The sequence below is a fragment of the Achromobacter ruhlandii genome (assembly GCF_902859695.1).
GTDB lineage: Bacteria > Pseudomonadota > Gammaproteobacteria > Burkholderiales > Burkholderiaceae_B > Achromobacter > Achromobacter ruhlandii.
Genome location: NZ_CADIJL010000028.1, coordinates 1 through 14433 on the forward strand (window position 1 = coordinate 1; position 14433 = coordinate 14433).

Sequence of the window (14433 nt, forward strand, 5' to 3'; positions counted from 1 at the left end):
CTACTTACTGCATCTTCTGCTTTCTTCGGCGATTTCGCTTTCGCGTCGATCGCTGTGTCAGCAGCAGAGAAACGAGATTATGAAGAAGTTTTTATCGTTTGTCAAGTCAGCTTCGTTTGATTCACTTCACTGCCTTGCCTACGACCTCTTCAGGTCTCACCAGGCTCGCGCCTGGCTTTCTCTTTAGCAGCTATCGAAATATCAGGGTTAACCCTAAGTTTTCGGTAACTGCCAAGCCCGAAACTATAACACAACTTTTGCAGATTATGCAACCGGCTTTTGCCTAATTTGCATCCCATCTTGCAACCCCGCCACCTCGTGAATCGCTTCACTTCGCAGCAGCCCCGGATCGCTCCAGAGGTTGGTTACCGCCCAGCCGGCTCGCAACGCCACTCAGACCACCCTATCGGGTAAACCCTGATTTGCCGTCACCAGCCAAGCCCAAGACTATAGCACAATTTTTGCAGATCGTGCAACTGGCTTCTGCCTGATTTGCACCGACTTACGCAAAATTCGCTGGCCGCCGGTTCGAGAAAATCATCGCTGACTCACCGCCTTGCTGCCCTGCGGCAGATTCGTCGCCGTGGCGCCAAATCCGTTGCACTTGCCTGGCTTCGCGGCTCACAAAACTGCGTGAACTGCGAAGGAGCGAGACTATAGCACAGAAATTTGGGCTGTCACACGCCGGACGCAAAAAGTCTGATGAATTTTGCGGGCCGCCCCGATATCTGATTTCCACGGGCCGCCCTCTTCCCCGCCGCGGCACTTGCCCAATGGTGCGTCTCTCTATATAGATAGCGCTATGCCCGCCTGCTCCACCGCGCGGTCACCGGAATCCATGCGGTGTCCGCCTATCTATATATATAGATAGGTCGTCTTGCCCTTGGGCTATCGCAATGCTTGCCCGGCGCTCCGCTACGTTTACTATTCGCCTTGCACTGCCCTTACCCTGGAGATGATGCCCCCATGCCCCCCACCATCGCGTTAAGCGAAGATATCCTGATCAACGTCACGCCCTTCGAGACCCGCGTCGCGCTGGTCGAGCAGGGATCGGTGCAGGAGCTGCACGTGGAGCGCAGCATCCAGCGCGGACATGTCGGCAATATCTATCTGGGACGAGTGGTCCGGGTGCTGCCGGGCATGCAGAGCGCCTTTATCGACATCGGCCTGGAGCGGGCCGCCTTCATCCATATCGCGGACCTGCGCGAGAACCGGAGCGAGCGCAGCCAGGGCCTGACGCCCACGCCCATCGAGAAGCTGCTGTTCGAGGGGCAGACCATCATGGTCCAGGTGGTCAAGGATCCCCTGGGCACCAAGGGCGCGCGGCTGTCGACGCAGATAAGCATGGCTGGCCGCATGCTGGTGTACCTGCCACATGATCCGCACATCGGTATTTCGCAGAAGATCGATTCGGAGTCCGAGCGCATCCAACTGCGGGAACGCCTGCAGGCGCTGATGCCGGCCGAAGAGAAAGGCGGCTTCATCGTGCGCACGCAGGCCGAGGGCGCCAATGACGAGGAGCTTGCGGCCGACCTGGAATACCTGCGCAAGCTGTGGACCAGCGTACAGGCGGCCGCCCGCACCCAGCCTGCGCCGGCACTGCTGCACCAGGATCTGACGCTGGCGCAGCGGGTGCTGCGCGACATGGTCGGCCCGAGCACCGGCGCGATCCTGGTGGATTCCCGCACCACGACCGCGGCAATGCTGGAATGGGCGCGCATCTATACGCCATCCGTGGTTGATCGCATCCAGCACTACAGCGGCGAGCGCCCCCTGTTCGATACGGCCAATGTCGATGAAGAGATCGCGCGGGCATTGTCGCGCCGGGTCGATCTGAAGTCGGGCGGCTACCTGATCATCGACCAGACCGAGGCGCTGACCACGGTCGACGTCAACACAGGGGGCTTCGTTGGCGGCCGCAACTTCGACGACACCATCTTCAAGACCAATCTGGAAGCGGCGCAGGCCATCGCCCGCCAGCTGCGGCTGCGCAACCTGGGCGGCATCGTGATCCTCGACTTCATCGACATGGAGGAACAGGAGCATCGCGAGACCGTGCTGGCCGAACTGAAAAAGGCGCTGGCGCGCGACCGTACCCGCATGACGGTCAACGGCTTCACCCAGCTTGGCCTGGTGGAGATGACGCGCAAGCGCACCCGCGATTCGCTGGCGCATCAGTTGTGCGAACCCTGCCCCATGTGCGAGTCGCGCGGCAACGTGCGCACGCCGCGCACGGTCTGCTACGAGATCCTGCGCGAGATCCTGCGCGAAGCGCGCCAGTTCAATCCCAAGGAATTCCGCATCCTGGCGTCGCAGGACGTCGTGGATCTGTTCCTGGAGGAGGAAAGCCAGCACCTGGCGATGCTGGGCGACTTCGTGGGCAAGCGCGTGTCGCTGGAAGTGGAGAACACATACTCGCAGGAAAAATACGACATCATCCTAGTTTGATGCTCGCTGCCTTGCCGCTACGCGGCAGGTTCCGCATGATGCGTGATACAGGAAAGCCGCCATCGCGGCTTTCCTGCCGTTGGCGCCCCCTTTGGATCATCGCCGTTATCAGTTGCGGCGCAAACTTTCACGTCAATGTGTGTGAATTTTGTATCGCGACACTTCGATTGAAATGAAGTTTGAAACCGATGGCGACGGCGACGATGACCCGATAAGCTCGCCACCGGCTGGCTGGCCCCAGAAGTCAGAGGGCTGCGCCATTTCCCATGTTTTCCGGAGAATCACGTAATGAAAACCCTGTTCCGTCCATTCCTGCTGCTGGCCCTGGCCCTGCCGCTGGTGCTGGCCGCCTGCGGCAACAAAGAACCCGAGCAACGCGCCGCGTTCATGCAGTTCCTGCAGACCCGCATCGTCGACAAGCCCGGCGTGCGCGTGCCGCAGCTGACGGACGAAGAAAAGAAGTCGTTCGGCGACTACGCTGCCCAGTATGCGGTTATCACCGATTTCAATGCCGGCATGGATGCTTCGGTCAAGCCGATGGGCAGCCTGATGCAGAAAGGCGCCGTGCGTTCGCTGAACGATGTGATTGCTCGCCGCGACGACATCAAGACGGTACAGACCGCGCTCAAGGACATGGGCGAGGCCCTGACCAAGGAACAGGGCAAGGCCGACGCCGCGCATGCGCAGCTCAAGCAGCCCGACGACCTGAAGGCGGTGTACGACAAGGCCTATGACAAGACCGTGACCGTGCCGGCCAACACGTTCCGCGAAGTGCTGCCGCAAATCAGCGGCACGCTGGACAGCAGCCTGAAGGTTGCGGAGTACGTGGAAGCCCACAAGACCCAGATCGACCTGTCGGGCCCGGCCCCGCGCGTGCAGGATCCGACCGTGCTGGCCGAGCTGAACAAGCTGCTGCAGGAGCTGAGCGCGCAGGCGCAGAAGGTGCAGCAGGCGCAGACCCGCCTGCAGGCGGTGATGCTGGGCGGACGCTGATCCCGCGTCGTTGATCGACGACAGGACGGCCCGACGCGGCCGTCCTTTTTTTTGCCAGCACGAGGGTCAGCCGGCAGCGGCGGGGTCGTCCGCCATCACCACCCGGTTCCGCCCCATCTCCTTGGCCCGATAGACCGCCGCATCAGCCGCCTCGACCAGGGTGGCGACATCGTCGTCCGGTCCGGGTATCACCGTGGCCACGCCAATGCTGACCGTCACGATGCCGCCCTCGTTGTCCTCATGCTGCGCGCGCAGGCCAACCACGGCCTCGCGGATGCGTTCGGCGACTTCCAGCGCTCGCTCCTTCGGGGTATCGGGCAGCAGCGCGACAAACTCCTCGCCGCCATAACGCGCCGGCAGGTCACGCGGGCGTCGCGCCTTGCCGCGAACCGTCAGCGCCAGCATCTTGAGCAACTGGTCGCCTTCCTGGTGCCCATAGCGATCGTTGTAGAGCTTGAAGCGGTCGGCGTCGAGAAACAGCAACGACAGCGGCTGGCGCTCGCGCGCGGCGCTGGCCCATTCGCGCGCCAGGGCTTCGTCGAACGTGCGGCGATTGGCGATACCGGTCAGGCCGTCGGTCTGGGCCTCTTTCTCGAGTTGGCTCTCGACCTCCCGCCGCAAGCGGGTCTCGCGCCGGTATAGGACGATCTGCGCCATCACCGAGGCGAACAGCGCGAGCGTGACGGGGATGATCAGCATTGCGCGACGCACCCAGGGCTCGAGCACCTCGTCGACCGCCATCGCCACATCGATGATCAAGGGCGCTCCGGGCACGCTGTCAAATGTGTAGAGGCGGTTGACACCGTCGGGCGCCAGCACGCCGACGAACACGCCCTCCCGCCGTGCCACGAACTGCTGGAAATCGAGCGCCTGGCCAATGTCCGAGCCGAGATCCCGCGATGAATAAGGCGTCCGCGCGATCACGACGCCATCGTTACGGTAGATGGTGATGGCGTCGCGGGGGCCGATCGACAGGCTGGCGAAGCGCTCGCGAAAATACGCCAGGCGCAACGAGCCGGAGACCACGCCCGCGAAACTGCCATCCGGATTGGAGATCCGGCGGCTGATGCCGATGCTTTCGTCGCCGCCGCGCAGGCGGCTGAGATAGGGGCGGCTGATGTACATGCCGACATCGGCATTGTCGCGATGGATCTGGAAGAAATCACGATCGGCGAAATTCACGTTCGACGGCAGCAGGCTCTGCGAGTCATAGCGAATATTGCCATCCTTGTCCAGGATGAGGATGGTGCCCAGATACTCGGCGCTGGCGGCGCGGTCGAACAGGAAGCGCTGCAGGGTGGCGCGGGGCAGGCTTTCGATGTCGGGCTCGTGCAGTCGCTCGATGACGCCCTGCAGCGACAGGTCGTAGACGCGGATGGTACGGCCGATATCGGCCGAGAGAACTTCCGCCAGATTGCTGGCGGCCACGTATGCCAGGTTCCAGGTGATGCGCCTGTCCATCCACAGCAACGCGACGGCGGCGGCGCAGATACCGATGGCGATCAGCCCCGCCAGGGCATACAGACTGCGGTGTAATAACCCGTGGGACTTCAAGACGGCGCTCCTTCGCTATCGCGGTGGGGTGTCGTGCATTTTTTACGGGTCATAATGCCGCAAGCCTACCCGCGCAGGCAAGCACGCGTACGCGGCGCTACCATGGCGCGTCGGCGTGACGTTTTCCTATCCCATTTAACAAATCTATGAATAACACGGACAGGATTTACAGCGTGCCCACCCTGCGGTTCACGCGGTGGCTGATCGATCCGGGCCGCAATGTGCCGCCCGATATCCGGGTCGCGCTGGTCCGCGGGCTGTTCGGTTCGCTGCCGATTTTCTTTGGCGGCATCATCAATACGCTGCTGGTGGCCGCGTTGATCACGCTGCGCCGTCCCGACCCGCCGTTCCTGATATGGCTGGCGTTGGAATTGATGATCTGCGCCTCGCGCATCGCGGTACTGGTGTCCGCCCGCCGCTCGGCGCTGGCCGGCCGACCGACCCCGACCGATCTGTACGTCGTGCTGGCGCTGCTCTGGGCCGGCAGCGTCGGCTACGGCACCTTCATCAGCCTCATCAGCGGCGACTGGATCGCGGCGACGCTGGCCTGCCTGTCCGCCGCATCGATGGTCGGCGGGATCTGCGTGCGCAATTTCGGCGCGCCACGCTTGTCTGCCACGATGGTTGCGCTAAGCGTGGGGCCGTGCGCGCTGGCCGCCCTGTTTACCAGGGAACCCATTTTCTGGCTGGTGCTGGTGCAGGTGCCGCTCTATATGGCGACGATGTCGATGGCTTCGTATCGCCTGAACGCCATGCTGGTGTCGACCATGCTGGCCGAGCGCGAAAACGAGCGCCAGGCGCGGCAGGATTCACTGACCGGTTTGCTGAACCGATATGGACTGCTGCGGGCGCTGGATCTGGCCGTGGGCCGCGCGGGCCAGGGCAAGGCCGAGTTCGCGGTGCTGTACCTGGACCTGGACGGCTTCAAGTCGGTCAACGACACGTATGGCCACGGCACCGGCGACGCGCTGCTCAGGCAGGTTTCGGAGCGGCTGCTAGCGCTCAAGCCATCCGATGCCGAGGCGGGGCGCATCGGCGGCGATGAATTCGTGTTGCTGATGCGGCTGGACAGCGCGGAGGACATCCGTCGGTTTGCCGAGCGCATCATCGACAGGGTCCGGCAACCCTATGATCTTCAACAGGAAATGCCGATCTACATCGGTGGCAGCATCGGTATCGCGCTGATTCCGCGGCACGGCGCCGACACCGCGGCGGTGCTGCACGCGGCCGACCGGGCGCTGTACCTGGCCAAGTCGGCCGGCAAGAGCCGGGCGGCGATGGCCCAACTCTGACCGGTAGCCGGGCGCGCGCCCCCCCACGGCCACGCGTCCGGACCGGCGTCAGGTCGCCGTGGCGGCGATGCGGAAGGGAAAGGCCTTGGCGCTGCGGACCTTGTCGGTTTCGCGGTGGGCATTGATGGCCCAGGCCTGACCGGCGCTGCCCGCCGCCTGGACCAGCTGGCGCATGGCGCCGGCGGAAAAGCCGCAACGCAGGGTCATCGCCTGGCGCCTTGCCAGCTCAAACCCGACAACGTGCGGGGTCGTGGAAATCCGATCCGATTGCAGCATGGCAGCCTCCTGGCAGAGACGCTTCGGAAGTGAAGCGCGGTTGGAGATAAATCTACCTCAGCCGCCCGGGCTTGCGCGTGAAATGATGCGTAAAGTAATGCAAAGAGGCTGTAATACGTAAATCGATCGGCCTGTCACACGCCGGTCATGCCGGCGCGCCAGGGTCGGCGTGACCCGCCGGCGCCACCGTTTCGCGGTCCGGTTGGTCATTCCTCCCATCGGCCGGGCCGGTCATGTTGCCGTACAGCAGCGACCGTCCGGCGAACAGCCCGCCGGCCACCTCCAGGTCGAAGCGGTCGCTGTCGCGCCTGCGCACATCGGCCACGACTTCGGCGGCCTCGTCCGGCGGCACGCCGACGGCGCGCAGCGCGGCTTCGCCGAAGACCAGGGCCGATTCAAAGGTTTCACGCACCTGATAGTCGACCCCTTCCTTGGCCAGGGCCAGCGAATGGATACGGTCGTAGGCGCGCACCACCAATTGCACCAGCGGAAATTCGGCCTTGATCAGCTTGACCATGTGGTCGACCGACTGCGGATTGTCGATACAGATGAGGATGGCCTTGGCGGTTTCGGCGCCGGCGGTGCGCAGCATGTCGATACGCGTACCGTCCCCGTAATACACCTTGACGCCCCATTTGGCCGCCGCGCGGATGGCGTCGGTGTCGGTATCCAGGATCGATACCTTCATGTCGCGCGCCAGCATCGCCTGGGTCACGATCTGGCCGAAACGGCCAAAGCCGACGATCAGGGCGCAGCCTTCCAGGTCCTGCGCCACGTCCACCCCCTCCATCGACGGCACGGGTTTGGGCAGCAGCCAGCGCAGCGCCAGCACGCACAGCGGCGTGAACGCCATGGAAATGATGACAACCGCGATCAGCACCGCGGCCAGGTGCGCGTCGAAAATGCCGGCGGCGGCGGCCGCGCCATACAGCACGAAGGCGAATTCGCCGCCCTGCGCCAGCAGCGCGGCGCGGGTCAACGCTTCGCCATGGCTGGCGCGCAGCAGGCGCGCGACCAGGTAGACGCCGATGGACTTGACCAGCATGAACACGACCACGCCGGCCAGGATCAGTTGCCATTCGCGCGCCACGGCGGCCAGGTCCAGTGACATACCGACGCCGAGGAAGAACAGGCCCAGCAGAATGCCGCGGAACGGCTCGATCTCGGCTTCCAGCTGGTGGCGGAAGGTGGACTCGGACAACAGCACGCCCGCCAGGAACGCGCCCATGGCCATGGACAGGCCGCCCAGCTCCATCAGCAGCGCCGCGCCCAGCACCACCAGCAGCGCGGCGGCCGTCATGACTTCGCGCGCGTGCGCCGCGGCCAGCAGGCGGAACAAGGGATTGAGCAGCCAGCGGCCAGCCGCCAGCAGCGCCAGCACGCAGCCGATGGCAATGCCCGCCTGCAGCCACGGATCGCCATGCTCGCCGGTGCCGGCCGGCGCCAGCAGCGCCACCAGGGCCAGCAGCGGCACGATGGCCAGGTCTTCGAGCAACAGGATGGAAACGATGCGCTGGCCCTGGGCGCTGGCGGTCTCGTCGCGCTCGGCCAGGATCTGCATGACGATGGCGGTGGACGACAGCACGAAGCCCATTGCCGCCATGAAGGCCGCCGGGCCCGACAGGCCGGCGGCCAGGCCGACCGCGGTCAGCAATGCGCCGCAGGCCACCACCTGGGCCACGCCCAGGCCGAAGATTTCGCCGCGCAGCTTCCACAGCCGCGACGGCTGCATCTCCAGGCCGATGATGAAGAGGAACATCACCACGCCCAGTTCGGCCACGTGCAGGATGGAGCGGGGATCGGAGAACCAGCCGATGCCAAACGGACCGATGGCCAGGCCGGCAGCCAGGTAGCCGAGGACGGAACCGAGTCCCAGGCGCTTGAACAGGGGCACCGCGATGACCGCCGCCCCCAGCAGAACGACGACGTTGACGAGCTGGTTGCCTTCTGCGGGCAGGGACATGGGCGGCTCCTGGGTGGCCTGGCGCGGCGCGCGCGGCGCCGCGCGCGATCAGTCTTCGCGGAACTGCATGTTGTAGAGCGAGGCGTAGAGTCCGTCCGCGGCCAGCAGCTCGGCATGCGGGCCCTGTTCGACGATCTTGCCGGCGTCCAGCACGATGATGCGGTCGGCGTTCTGCACGGTCGACAGGCGGTGCGCGATGACCAGCGTGGTGCGGCCCTTCATCAGGCGTTCGAGCGAAGCCTGCACCTGGCGTTCGGACTCGTTATCGAGCGCCGAGGTGGCTTCGTCGAGGATGAGGATGGGCGCGTTCTTGATCAGGGCGCGGGCAATCGCCAGGCGCTGGCGCTGGCCGCCGGACAGGCGCGCGGCATTTTCGCCAACGGGGGTGTTGATGCCCTGCGGCAGGCCTTCGACGAAGTCCAGCAGGTTGGCGGCGGCGAGCGCGTCGCGCACTTGCTGTTCGCTGGCCTCGCCCAGGGCGCCGTAGCCGACGTTGGCGGCGATGGTGTCGTCGAACAGCACCACGTCCTGGCTGACCAGCGACAGGTGCGAACGCAGGCTGCGCAGCTTCAGGTCGTTGATCGGCACGTCGTCGACGTAGATGGCGCCGCTGTCGGCCAGCACGAAGCGCGGCAGCATGTTGACCAGCGTGGTCTTGCCGCTGCCGGAGCGTCCCACCAGCGCCACGGTCTGGCCGGGTTCGACCACGAACGACACGTCGTTGACGGTGTCGCGGTCGGCGTCGGAAAAGCGATGGGTGACGTTGCGGAATTCGACCTTGCCGCGCACGGGCTCGGGCAGCTCGCGCGTGCCGGTGTCGCTTTCGGGCACCTGGTCGATCAGGGTGAACACGCTTTCGGCCGACACCAGCATCTTCTGCATGCGGGCGGCCAGGTTGGTCAGGCGTTTGATGGGGTCGAAGATCTGCGCCAGCGCGGCCATGAAGGAAGCGAAGCTGCCGACCGTGAGCGAGCCGTTGTTGGCCTGCCCCAGGGCGACGGCGATGACCGCGCCCACCGAGATCGAGATGCATACCTGCGTCAGGGGCGTCAGGGCGGCGTCGGCGGTGGCGGTGCGCATGGCGAAGCGGCGCAGGCGGCCGCTGACGAAATCGAAGCGGCCGCGTTCGACCTCGTAGCCGTCGAACAGCTTGATGACGCGCTGGCCGTCGATGCCCTCGCTGACCACCCGGGTCAGTTCGGCGTTCATGTTGACGGTGTCGCGGTTGATGCGGCGCAGGCGCTTGATGAAGGTGCGCGCGATCAGCACCGAGACGGGCAGCATGACCAGGATGATCAGGGTCAGCACCCATGAGGTGTACAGCAGCACGCAGATCAGGGCGATGACCACCAGGGTTTCTCGCACCAGCACGGTGATGACGTCGGTGGCGTAGCCGGTGACGTTGCCCGCGTCGATGGTGAAGCGGTTCAGCAGGCGGCCGGTGTCGCCGCGCTTGAAATCGGCGTCCGGCAGGCCCAGCAGGCGTTCGAACATGTCGCGCCGCATGCCCAGCAGGACGTTGTTGGCCACCCAGGCCAGCAGGTAATCGCTGAAGAAGTTACAGACCCCGCGCAGGAAGATCAGGCCCACCACCGCCAGCGGCAATGCCCAGACGTAGTAGGGTTTGGCGCCCGAGAAGCCGTCGTCCAGCAGGGGCTTCATAATGACGGCCAGCGTGGGCTGCGTGGCGGCGGCGCCGGCCATCAGCAGGGTCGCCAGCACCAGCCCCTTCCAGTAGGAGCCAACCCGGCTGTAGATACGGCTCCAGAGTTCGGCTCTGACGGGCTGGGAGCCCGCGGGCGTGTTGCGTGCGGCAGAATTCAATGGAATCACTCGCTTTTATACAATTGTGCCCCGGATTGTACTGGCTACGCGTTGCCGCGCGGGGCCGGGCGTCCCCCCTTTCAGTTCCTATCGCGCGGTGCGCCTGTCCATGTCCGAAATCAGTTGCCTCTACGTTCGCCTGCCCAATTGGGTGGGAGATGTCTGCATGAGCCTGCCCAGCCTGCGCACCTTGCAGGCGGCCGGCCTGCCCCTGGTGATCTGCGCCCGCCCCTGGGCGCGGGACCTGTTGGATGGCGTCGACAAACGGGAGTTCCTGCCGATGCTGGGAAAAGTGGGGCCGGATCGTGCGACGGTCGGCGCCCACCGCCGCTCCCTGGGCGCCGCGGGCCGCCATGCCCGGGGGCTGCTGCTGCCGGATTCGTTGTCCAGCGCGCTGGTGTTCCGCCTGGCGGGCGTGCCGTCGGCCGGCTACCGCGACGACGGCCGCAGCTTCCTGCTACGCTGGCCGGTCGCCAAGCCGGAGGCGACGCTGCATGCGGTGCAGTCCTGGCACCACCTGACGCGCGAAGCGCTGGGCCGCTGGGGACTGCCGACCGGCCCCGCCGAGCCGGGCCCCACGCTCGACCTGCCCCTGACGCCGGCCCACGAGAACGCCGCCGCGCTGGCGCTGGAAGCGGCCGGCCTGGCCGGACAGCGCTTCGTGCTGATCGCCCCCACGGCGACCGGCCTGCACAAAGGCAAGGTCAAGGTCTGGCCCGGATTCGATACACTTACCCGCGCGCTGCAGGCACGGGGCCATACCGTGGTAATGTGCCCCCCTCCAGCGGAAACCGACGAAGCCCGGCGCAACGCCCCCACGGCACAGTTGCTGCCCCCGTTGCCCCTGGGTGCGTTTGCCGCCCTGACGGCGCGGGCCGCGTTGGTGATTTGCAACGACTCCGGCGTGTCGCACGTCGCGGCGGCGGCGGGCGCGCGGGAGCTGACGCTGTTCGGCGTCACGCGGCCCGGCCGCACCGGCCCGTGGTCGCCCCGCGCGGTATGCGTCGGTTCGGAAACGGCGTGGCCATCCAGCGAAGTGGTGGAACAGCGGGCCAACGCGATGCTGGACGATGCGCAGTAAACAGTTTGTCTTGAAATGACCATGTCCAGCTATCTCACGAATCTGATCATTCCCTACAACCTGTGCCTGACCCTGGTGGTGGTCGGTCTCGTCCTGGGCCTGTTCCGGCTGCGCAAGACCGGCGGCGCCCTGATCGTCGCCGGCCTGCTCTGGGCGCTGGCATGGTCGCTGCCGGCGACCTCGCTGTGGCTCGGAGGCGCGCTGGAAAGCCGCTACCCGCACCTGCCGCCCGCCGAATCCCCCACCGCCGACGCCATCGTGGTGCTGGGCGGCAACACCGCCAATGGCCGCGCCAACTGGTTCCTGCCCTATGACAAGGACACCGCCGTGGTGCGCGTCGACACCGCGGCCCAGCTGTACCTGGCGGGCCGCGCGCCGAAGGTGGTGCTGTCCGGCGGCGCGCTGGAAGGCGACGTCAGCGAGGCCCGCGGCATGGCCCACGCCATCCGCCAGCAAGGCGTGCCGGAATCGGCGTTGATCCTTGAGAACGCCAGCCGCACCACCTACGAGAACGCGGCCCTGACCGAAGACCAGCTCAAGACCCGCGGCATCGGCAAGGTGCTGCTGGTGACGTCGGCCCTGCACATGCCGCGCGCCATGGCGGCGTTTTCCAAGCAGGGCGTGGTGGCCATCGCCGCCCCTGCTCCGCCGCAGATCGTGGCGCCGGCCGATGGTTCCCTGAATCCGTGGCTGCCCGACCAGCGCACCTTCGACGCCAGCCGTTCCATCATCAAGGAATACGCCGGGCTGTTCGTCTACTGGCTGCGCGGGTGGGTCTGAGCATGACGGCAACGCTGGCCTGCCGGCCGGGCTGCGGCGCCTGCTGCATCGCGCCGTCGATCACCCGGCCGATCCCCGGCATGCCCGATGGCAAGCCGGCCGGCGTCCCCTGTATCCAGCTGCTGCCGGACATGCGCTGCGCGATCTTCGGCCAGCCGTCGCGGCCGGATTTCTGTGGCGGGCTGCAGGCGCAGGCCGACATGTGCGGTGGCGATCGCGAATACGCGATCCGCTGGCTGGGCGAGCTGGAGCGGGCCACCGCGCCGGCGACGCATTGAATCGCGGACGTATCGATCGCATTGCATGAAAACGGGACCCTGGCGGTCCCGTTGTTGTTTTTGGGCCGCGGCGCGGCGGGGGTCAGCCGCGCTCGGCCAGCACGTCCTGGTACAGCGCCTCGTAGCGCGCCGCCACGGCCTCCCAGCTCTGGTCGCGGGCGATGGCCAGACCGCGCTCGGACAGGGCCGCGCGCAGTTCGGGCTCGTCGCCCAGCCGCTGCAGGGCCTGCGCCAGTTGAGCGCCATCGCGCGGGTCCTGCAGGATCAGGGCGTCCTTGCCCGCCGACAGGTACTGGGCGAAGCCGCAATAGGCGGGCGAACTGACCACCACCGGCAGGCCGTGCGACATGGCTTCCAGCGGCGCCATGGCGTAGCTGTCGTTGAGCGTCGGATGGGCGTAGATGTCGGCCGCCGCGAAATAGCGCGCGACCTCGGGCGTCGGGTCGACCAGCGACACGCGGCTGGCAACGGCGCCTGCCGCGCGCACCCGGTCGCGGGTGGCCTGGTCTGCGCCCACCACCAACAGGCGGTACCTGGGCGGCAGCAGCGCCAGCGCATCGAGCAGCGCCGGCAGGCCCTTGCGCAGCGGATTGCGCGCCACCAGCAGGCAGCCGACGGTGTCGGCATCCCAGCCGACCTGCGCCCGGGTGGCGGCGCGCGCGGCGGCGGACTCGGGCGCCGGCAGCTTGACCCCGGGCGCGATGATCTCGACCGGCAGCCCCGGGCCGTAGCTGCGGTGCAGTTGGTCCATGATCAGGCCGGACACCGCGACCACGCGCCGCGCGGGCGCGCGGCGCACGCGCGATTTCTCCAGCAACAGGTAGGTGGCCAGGCGCGGGCTGAGCCAAGCGAGCGCGCGCTTGAGCGGCTTGACGCGCGTCAGGCGGTTGTAGCGCACCGGCGTGACGTGCATGACCTGGATTTCACCGGCCCAGCCATTCATGTGCGAGTGCACGATGTCATAGCGGCCGCGGGTCAGGCGGTCGGCCTTCCAGGCGAAATACAACACCCGCATCCAGCTGGGCAACCAGCCAGGAAAGCGCACCGGCAGGAAGGGAAAAGGCAGGTCGCTGTCGAAGTCGCGCGCCACCACGGAAACGTCGTGGCGCTGGCCCAGCACGCGCATCAGCTCGACCCCGTAGGCCTCGGCGCCGCCGAAGCGGTTGCCGAAGCGGTCGACCAGCAGTGCGATGCGCAGCCGCCGCTCAGCCGCGCCCGCGCTTGTCTTCATAGCGGGTCAGGCACTTCTGCAGGAAACGGAAAATGCCGGTCGAGCGCGACACCGTCACGCGCGGCAAACCGAAGGGGTCGTCGCTGGCGCTGGCCAGGCCGCGCTTGGTCAGGGTGGCGTTGTCGTAGCCCGCCTCGCGCGCCATGACCAGGTGTTCCGGGCCATGATCGCCGTAGGGATAACAGAAGGCGGTGACGGGCGCGCCCAGGGCCTGTTCCAGCACGTCCTTGGATTCGACCATCTGGCGGCGGGCCTCTTCGGGCGTCATCTCGGGCAGATGGACGTGGTCCAGCGTGTGCGAGCCGACCTCGTGGCCGGACGCGGCCCACTGGCGCATCTCGTCGACCGTCATGAGCGGCGAGAACGGGATGCCGATCTTGGCGTCCCAGACGTTGCCGCCGTCGAATTGGTTGGCCACCAGATAGTTGGTGGCGGTGAATCCCAGCTTGTCCAGTACCGGCATCGCGTTCTGGACCACGTTGCGGTAGCCGTCGTCGAACGTCAGGCCGAACACCTTGCCGTGGCGCTCGCCGCGCACGTACGGCATGATGTCGCGCATCGACAGGCCGCGGTAGCCCAGGAAGCGCATCCAGCGCATCTGACGCGCGAAATCATCCGGGTGCACCGTCAGGCCGCGAAACGGCGTGCCCTTGGGGTTGGGCTCGCCGATCTGGTGGTACATGAGAATTGGGATAGACATGGCGCGATTATAG

General features: G+C 66.3%; 12 protein-coding genes. 6 read left to right on the plus strand and 6 right to left on the minus strand.

Going from position 1 to position 14433, the window contains the following annotated elements; genetic code table 11:
- The first annotated feature begins 966 nt into the window (after window positions 1–966).
- Complete coding sequence (gene rng / locus HV742_RS24920) at window positions 967–2448, plus strand: ribonuclease G (protein ID WP_049072669.1); 1482 nt, start codon at window positions 967–969, stop codon at window positions 2446–2448.
- Window positions 2449–2736: 288 nt separating this feature from the next.
- Complete coding sequence (locus HV742_RS24925) at window positions 2737–3441, plus strand: DUF3053 domain-containing protein (RefSeq protein ID WP_049072664.1); 705 nt, start codon at window positions 2737–2739, stop codon at window positions 3439–3441.
- Window positions 3442–3507: 66 nt separating this feature from the next.
- Here the strand turns inward: HV742_RS24925 and HV742_RS24930 are convergent, their stop codons facing one another.
- Window positions 3508–4995, minus strand: a complete 1488-nt coding sequence (locus HV742_RS24930; protein ID WP_049072663.1) for a sensor domain-containing diguanylate cyclase — start codon at window positions 4993–4995, stop codon at window positions 3508–3510.
- Between the two features lie 146 nt (window positions 4996–5141).
- Between HV742_RS24930 and HV742_RS24935 the strand changes: the two genes are divergently transcribed.
- A complete protein-coding gene (locus HV742_RS24935; RefSeq protein WP_054418317.1) occupies window positions 5142–6287 on the plus strand; it encodes a GGDEF domain-containing protein in 1146 nt (381 codons plus the stop codon).
- A gap of 48 nt (window positions 6288–6335) precedes the next feature.
- Here the strand turns inward: HV742_RS24935 and HV742_RS24940 are convergent, their stop codons facing one another.
- The 3 genes from HV742_RS24940 to msbA all read right to left on the minus strand — a co-directional run bounded on the left by HV742_RS24940 (window position 6336) and on the right by msbA (window position 10350).
- Complete coding sequence (locus HV742_RS24940; protein ID WP_175146640.1) at window positions 6336–6563, minus strand: hypothetical protein; 228 nt, start codon at window positions 6561–6563, stop codon at window positions 6336–6338.
- Window positions 6564–6708: 145 nt separating this feature from the next.
- Complete coding sequence (locus HV742_RS24945) at window positions 6709–8526, minus strand: monovalent cation:proton antiporter-2 (CPA2) family protein (RefSeq protein WP_175146641.1); 1818 nt, start codon at window positions 8524–8526, stop codon at window positions 6709–6711.
- Window positions 8527–8574: 48 nt separating this feature from the next.
- Window positions 8575–10350: a lipid A export permease/ATP-binding protein MsbA gene (gene msbA / locus HV742_RS24950; protein ID WP_049072658.1), complete on the minus strand. Its 1776-nt coding sequence runs from the start codon at window positions 10348–10350 to the stop codon at window positions 8575–8577.
- 109 nt (window positions 10351–10459) lie between these two features.
- Here msbA and HV742_RS24955 point away from each other — a divergent pair, with 109 nt between their 5' ends.
- From HV742_RS24955 to HV742_RS24965, 3 genes are read left to right on the plus strand one after another with little or no spacing between them, the layout of a single operon-like run.
- The gene (locus HV742_RS24955; protein WP_175146642.1) at window positions 10460–11431 is read left to right on the plus strand and encodes a glycosyltransferase family 9 protein; all 972 of its coding nucleotides are present in this window, start codon (window positions 10460–10462) and stop codon (window positions 11429–11431) included.
- Between the two features lie 15 nt (window positions 11432–11446).
- A complete protein-coding gene (locus HV742_RS24960; RefSeq protein WP_049072656.1) occupies window positions 11447–12211 on the plus strand; it encodes a YdcF family protein in 765 nt (254 codons plus the stop codon).
- Window positions 12212–12213: 2 nt separating this feature from the next.
- The gene (locus HV742_RS24965) at window positions 12214–12489 is read left to right on the plus strand and encodes a YkgJ family cysteine cluster protein (protein ID WP_049077601.1); all 276 of its coding nucleotides are present in this window, start codon (window positions 12214–12216) and stop codon (window positions 12487–12489) included.
- Between the two features lie 82 nt (window positions 12490–12571).
- Here HV742_RS24965 and HV742_RS24970 read toward each other — a convergent pair whose 3' ends face one another.
- Both HV742_RS24970 and HV742_RS24975 read right to left on the minus strand, forming a co-directional pair.
- On the minus strand, window positions 12572–13720 hold the full coding sequence (locus HV742_RS24970) for a glycosyltransferase family 4 protein (protein ID WP_175146643.1): 1149 nt from the start codon (window positions 13718–13720) through the stop codon (window positions 12572–12574).
- Window positions 13695–14420, minus strand: coding sequence for a polysaccharide deacetylase family protein (locus HV742_RS24975; protein WP_100504340.1), 726 nt, complete (start codon window positions 14418–14420; stop codon window positions 13695–13697). The genes HV742_RS24970 and HV742_RS24975 overlap by 26 nt, the downstream gene beginning before the upstream one ends.
- Between the last annotated feature and the right edge of the window lie 13 nt (window positions 14421–14433).

What these genes read in the sequence shown, in the direction of transcription:
- rng (WP_049072669.1), top strand. Translation starts at nt 967, where the DNA reads ATGCCCCCCACCATCGCGTTAAGCGAAGATATCCTGATCAACGTCACG.
- HV742_RS24925 (WP_049072664.1), top strand. Translation starts at nt 2,737, where the DNA reads ATGAAAACCCTGTTCCGTCCATTCCTGCTGCTGGCCCTGGCCCTGCCG.
- HV742_RS24945 (WP_175146641.1), bottom strand. Translation starts at nt 8,526, where the DNA reads ATGTCCCTGCCCGCAGAAGGCAACCAGCTCGTCAACGTCGTCGTTCTG.
- HV742_RS24960 (WP_049072656.1), top strand. Translation starts at nt 11,447, where the DNA reads ATGACCATGTCCAGCTATCTCACGAATCTGATCATTCCCTACAACCTG.
- HV742_RS24975 (WP_100504340.1), bottom strand. Translation starts at nt 14,420, where the DNA reads ATGTCTATCCCAATTCTCATGTACCACCAGATCGGCGAGCCCAACCCC.
- HV742_RS24970 (WP_175146643.1), bottom strand. Translation starts at nt 13,720, where the DNA reads ATGAAGACAAGCGCGGGCGCGGCTGAGCGGCGGCTGCGCATCGCACTG.
- HV742_RS24940 (WP_175146640.1), bottom strand. Translation starts at nt 6,563, where the DNA reads ATGCTGCAATCGGATCGGATTTCCACGACCCCGCACGTTGTCGGGTTT.
- HV742_RS24935 (WP_054418317.1), top strand. Translation starts at nt 5,142, where the DNA reads ATGAATAACACGGACAGGATTTACAGCGTGCCCACCCTGCGGTTCACG.
- HV742_RS24965 (WP_049077601.1), top strand. Translation starts at nt 12,214, where the DNA reads ATGACGGCAACGCTGGCCTGCCGGCCGGGCTGCGGCGCCTGCTGCATC.
- HV742_RS24955 (WP_175146642.1), top strand. Translation starts at nt 10,460, where the DNA reads ATGTCCGAAATCAGTTGCCTCTACGTTCGCCTGCCCAATTGGGTGGGA.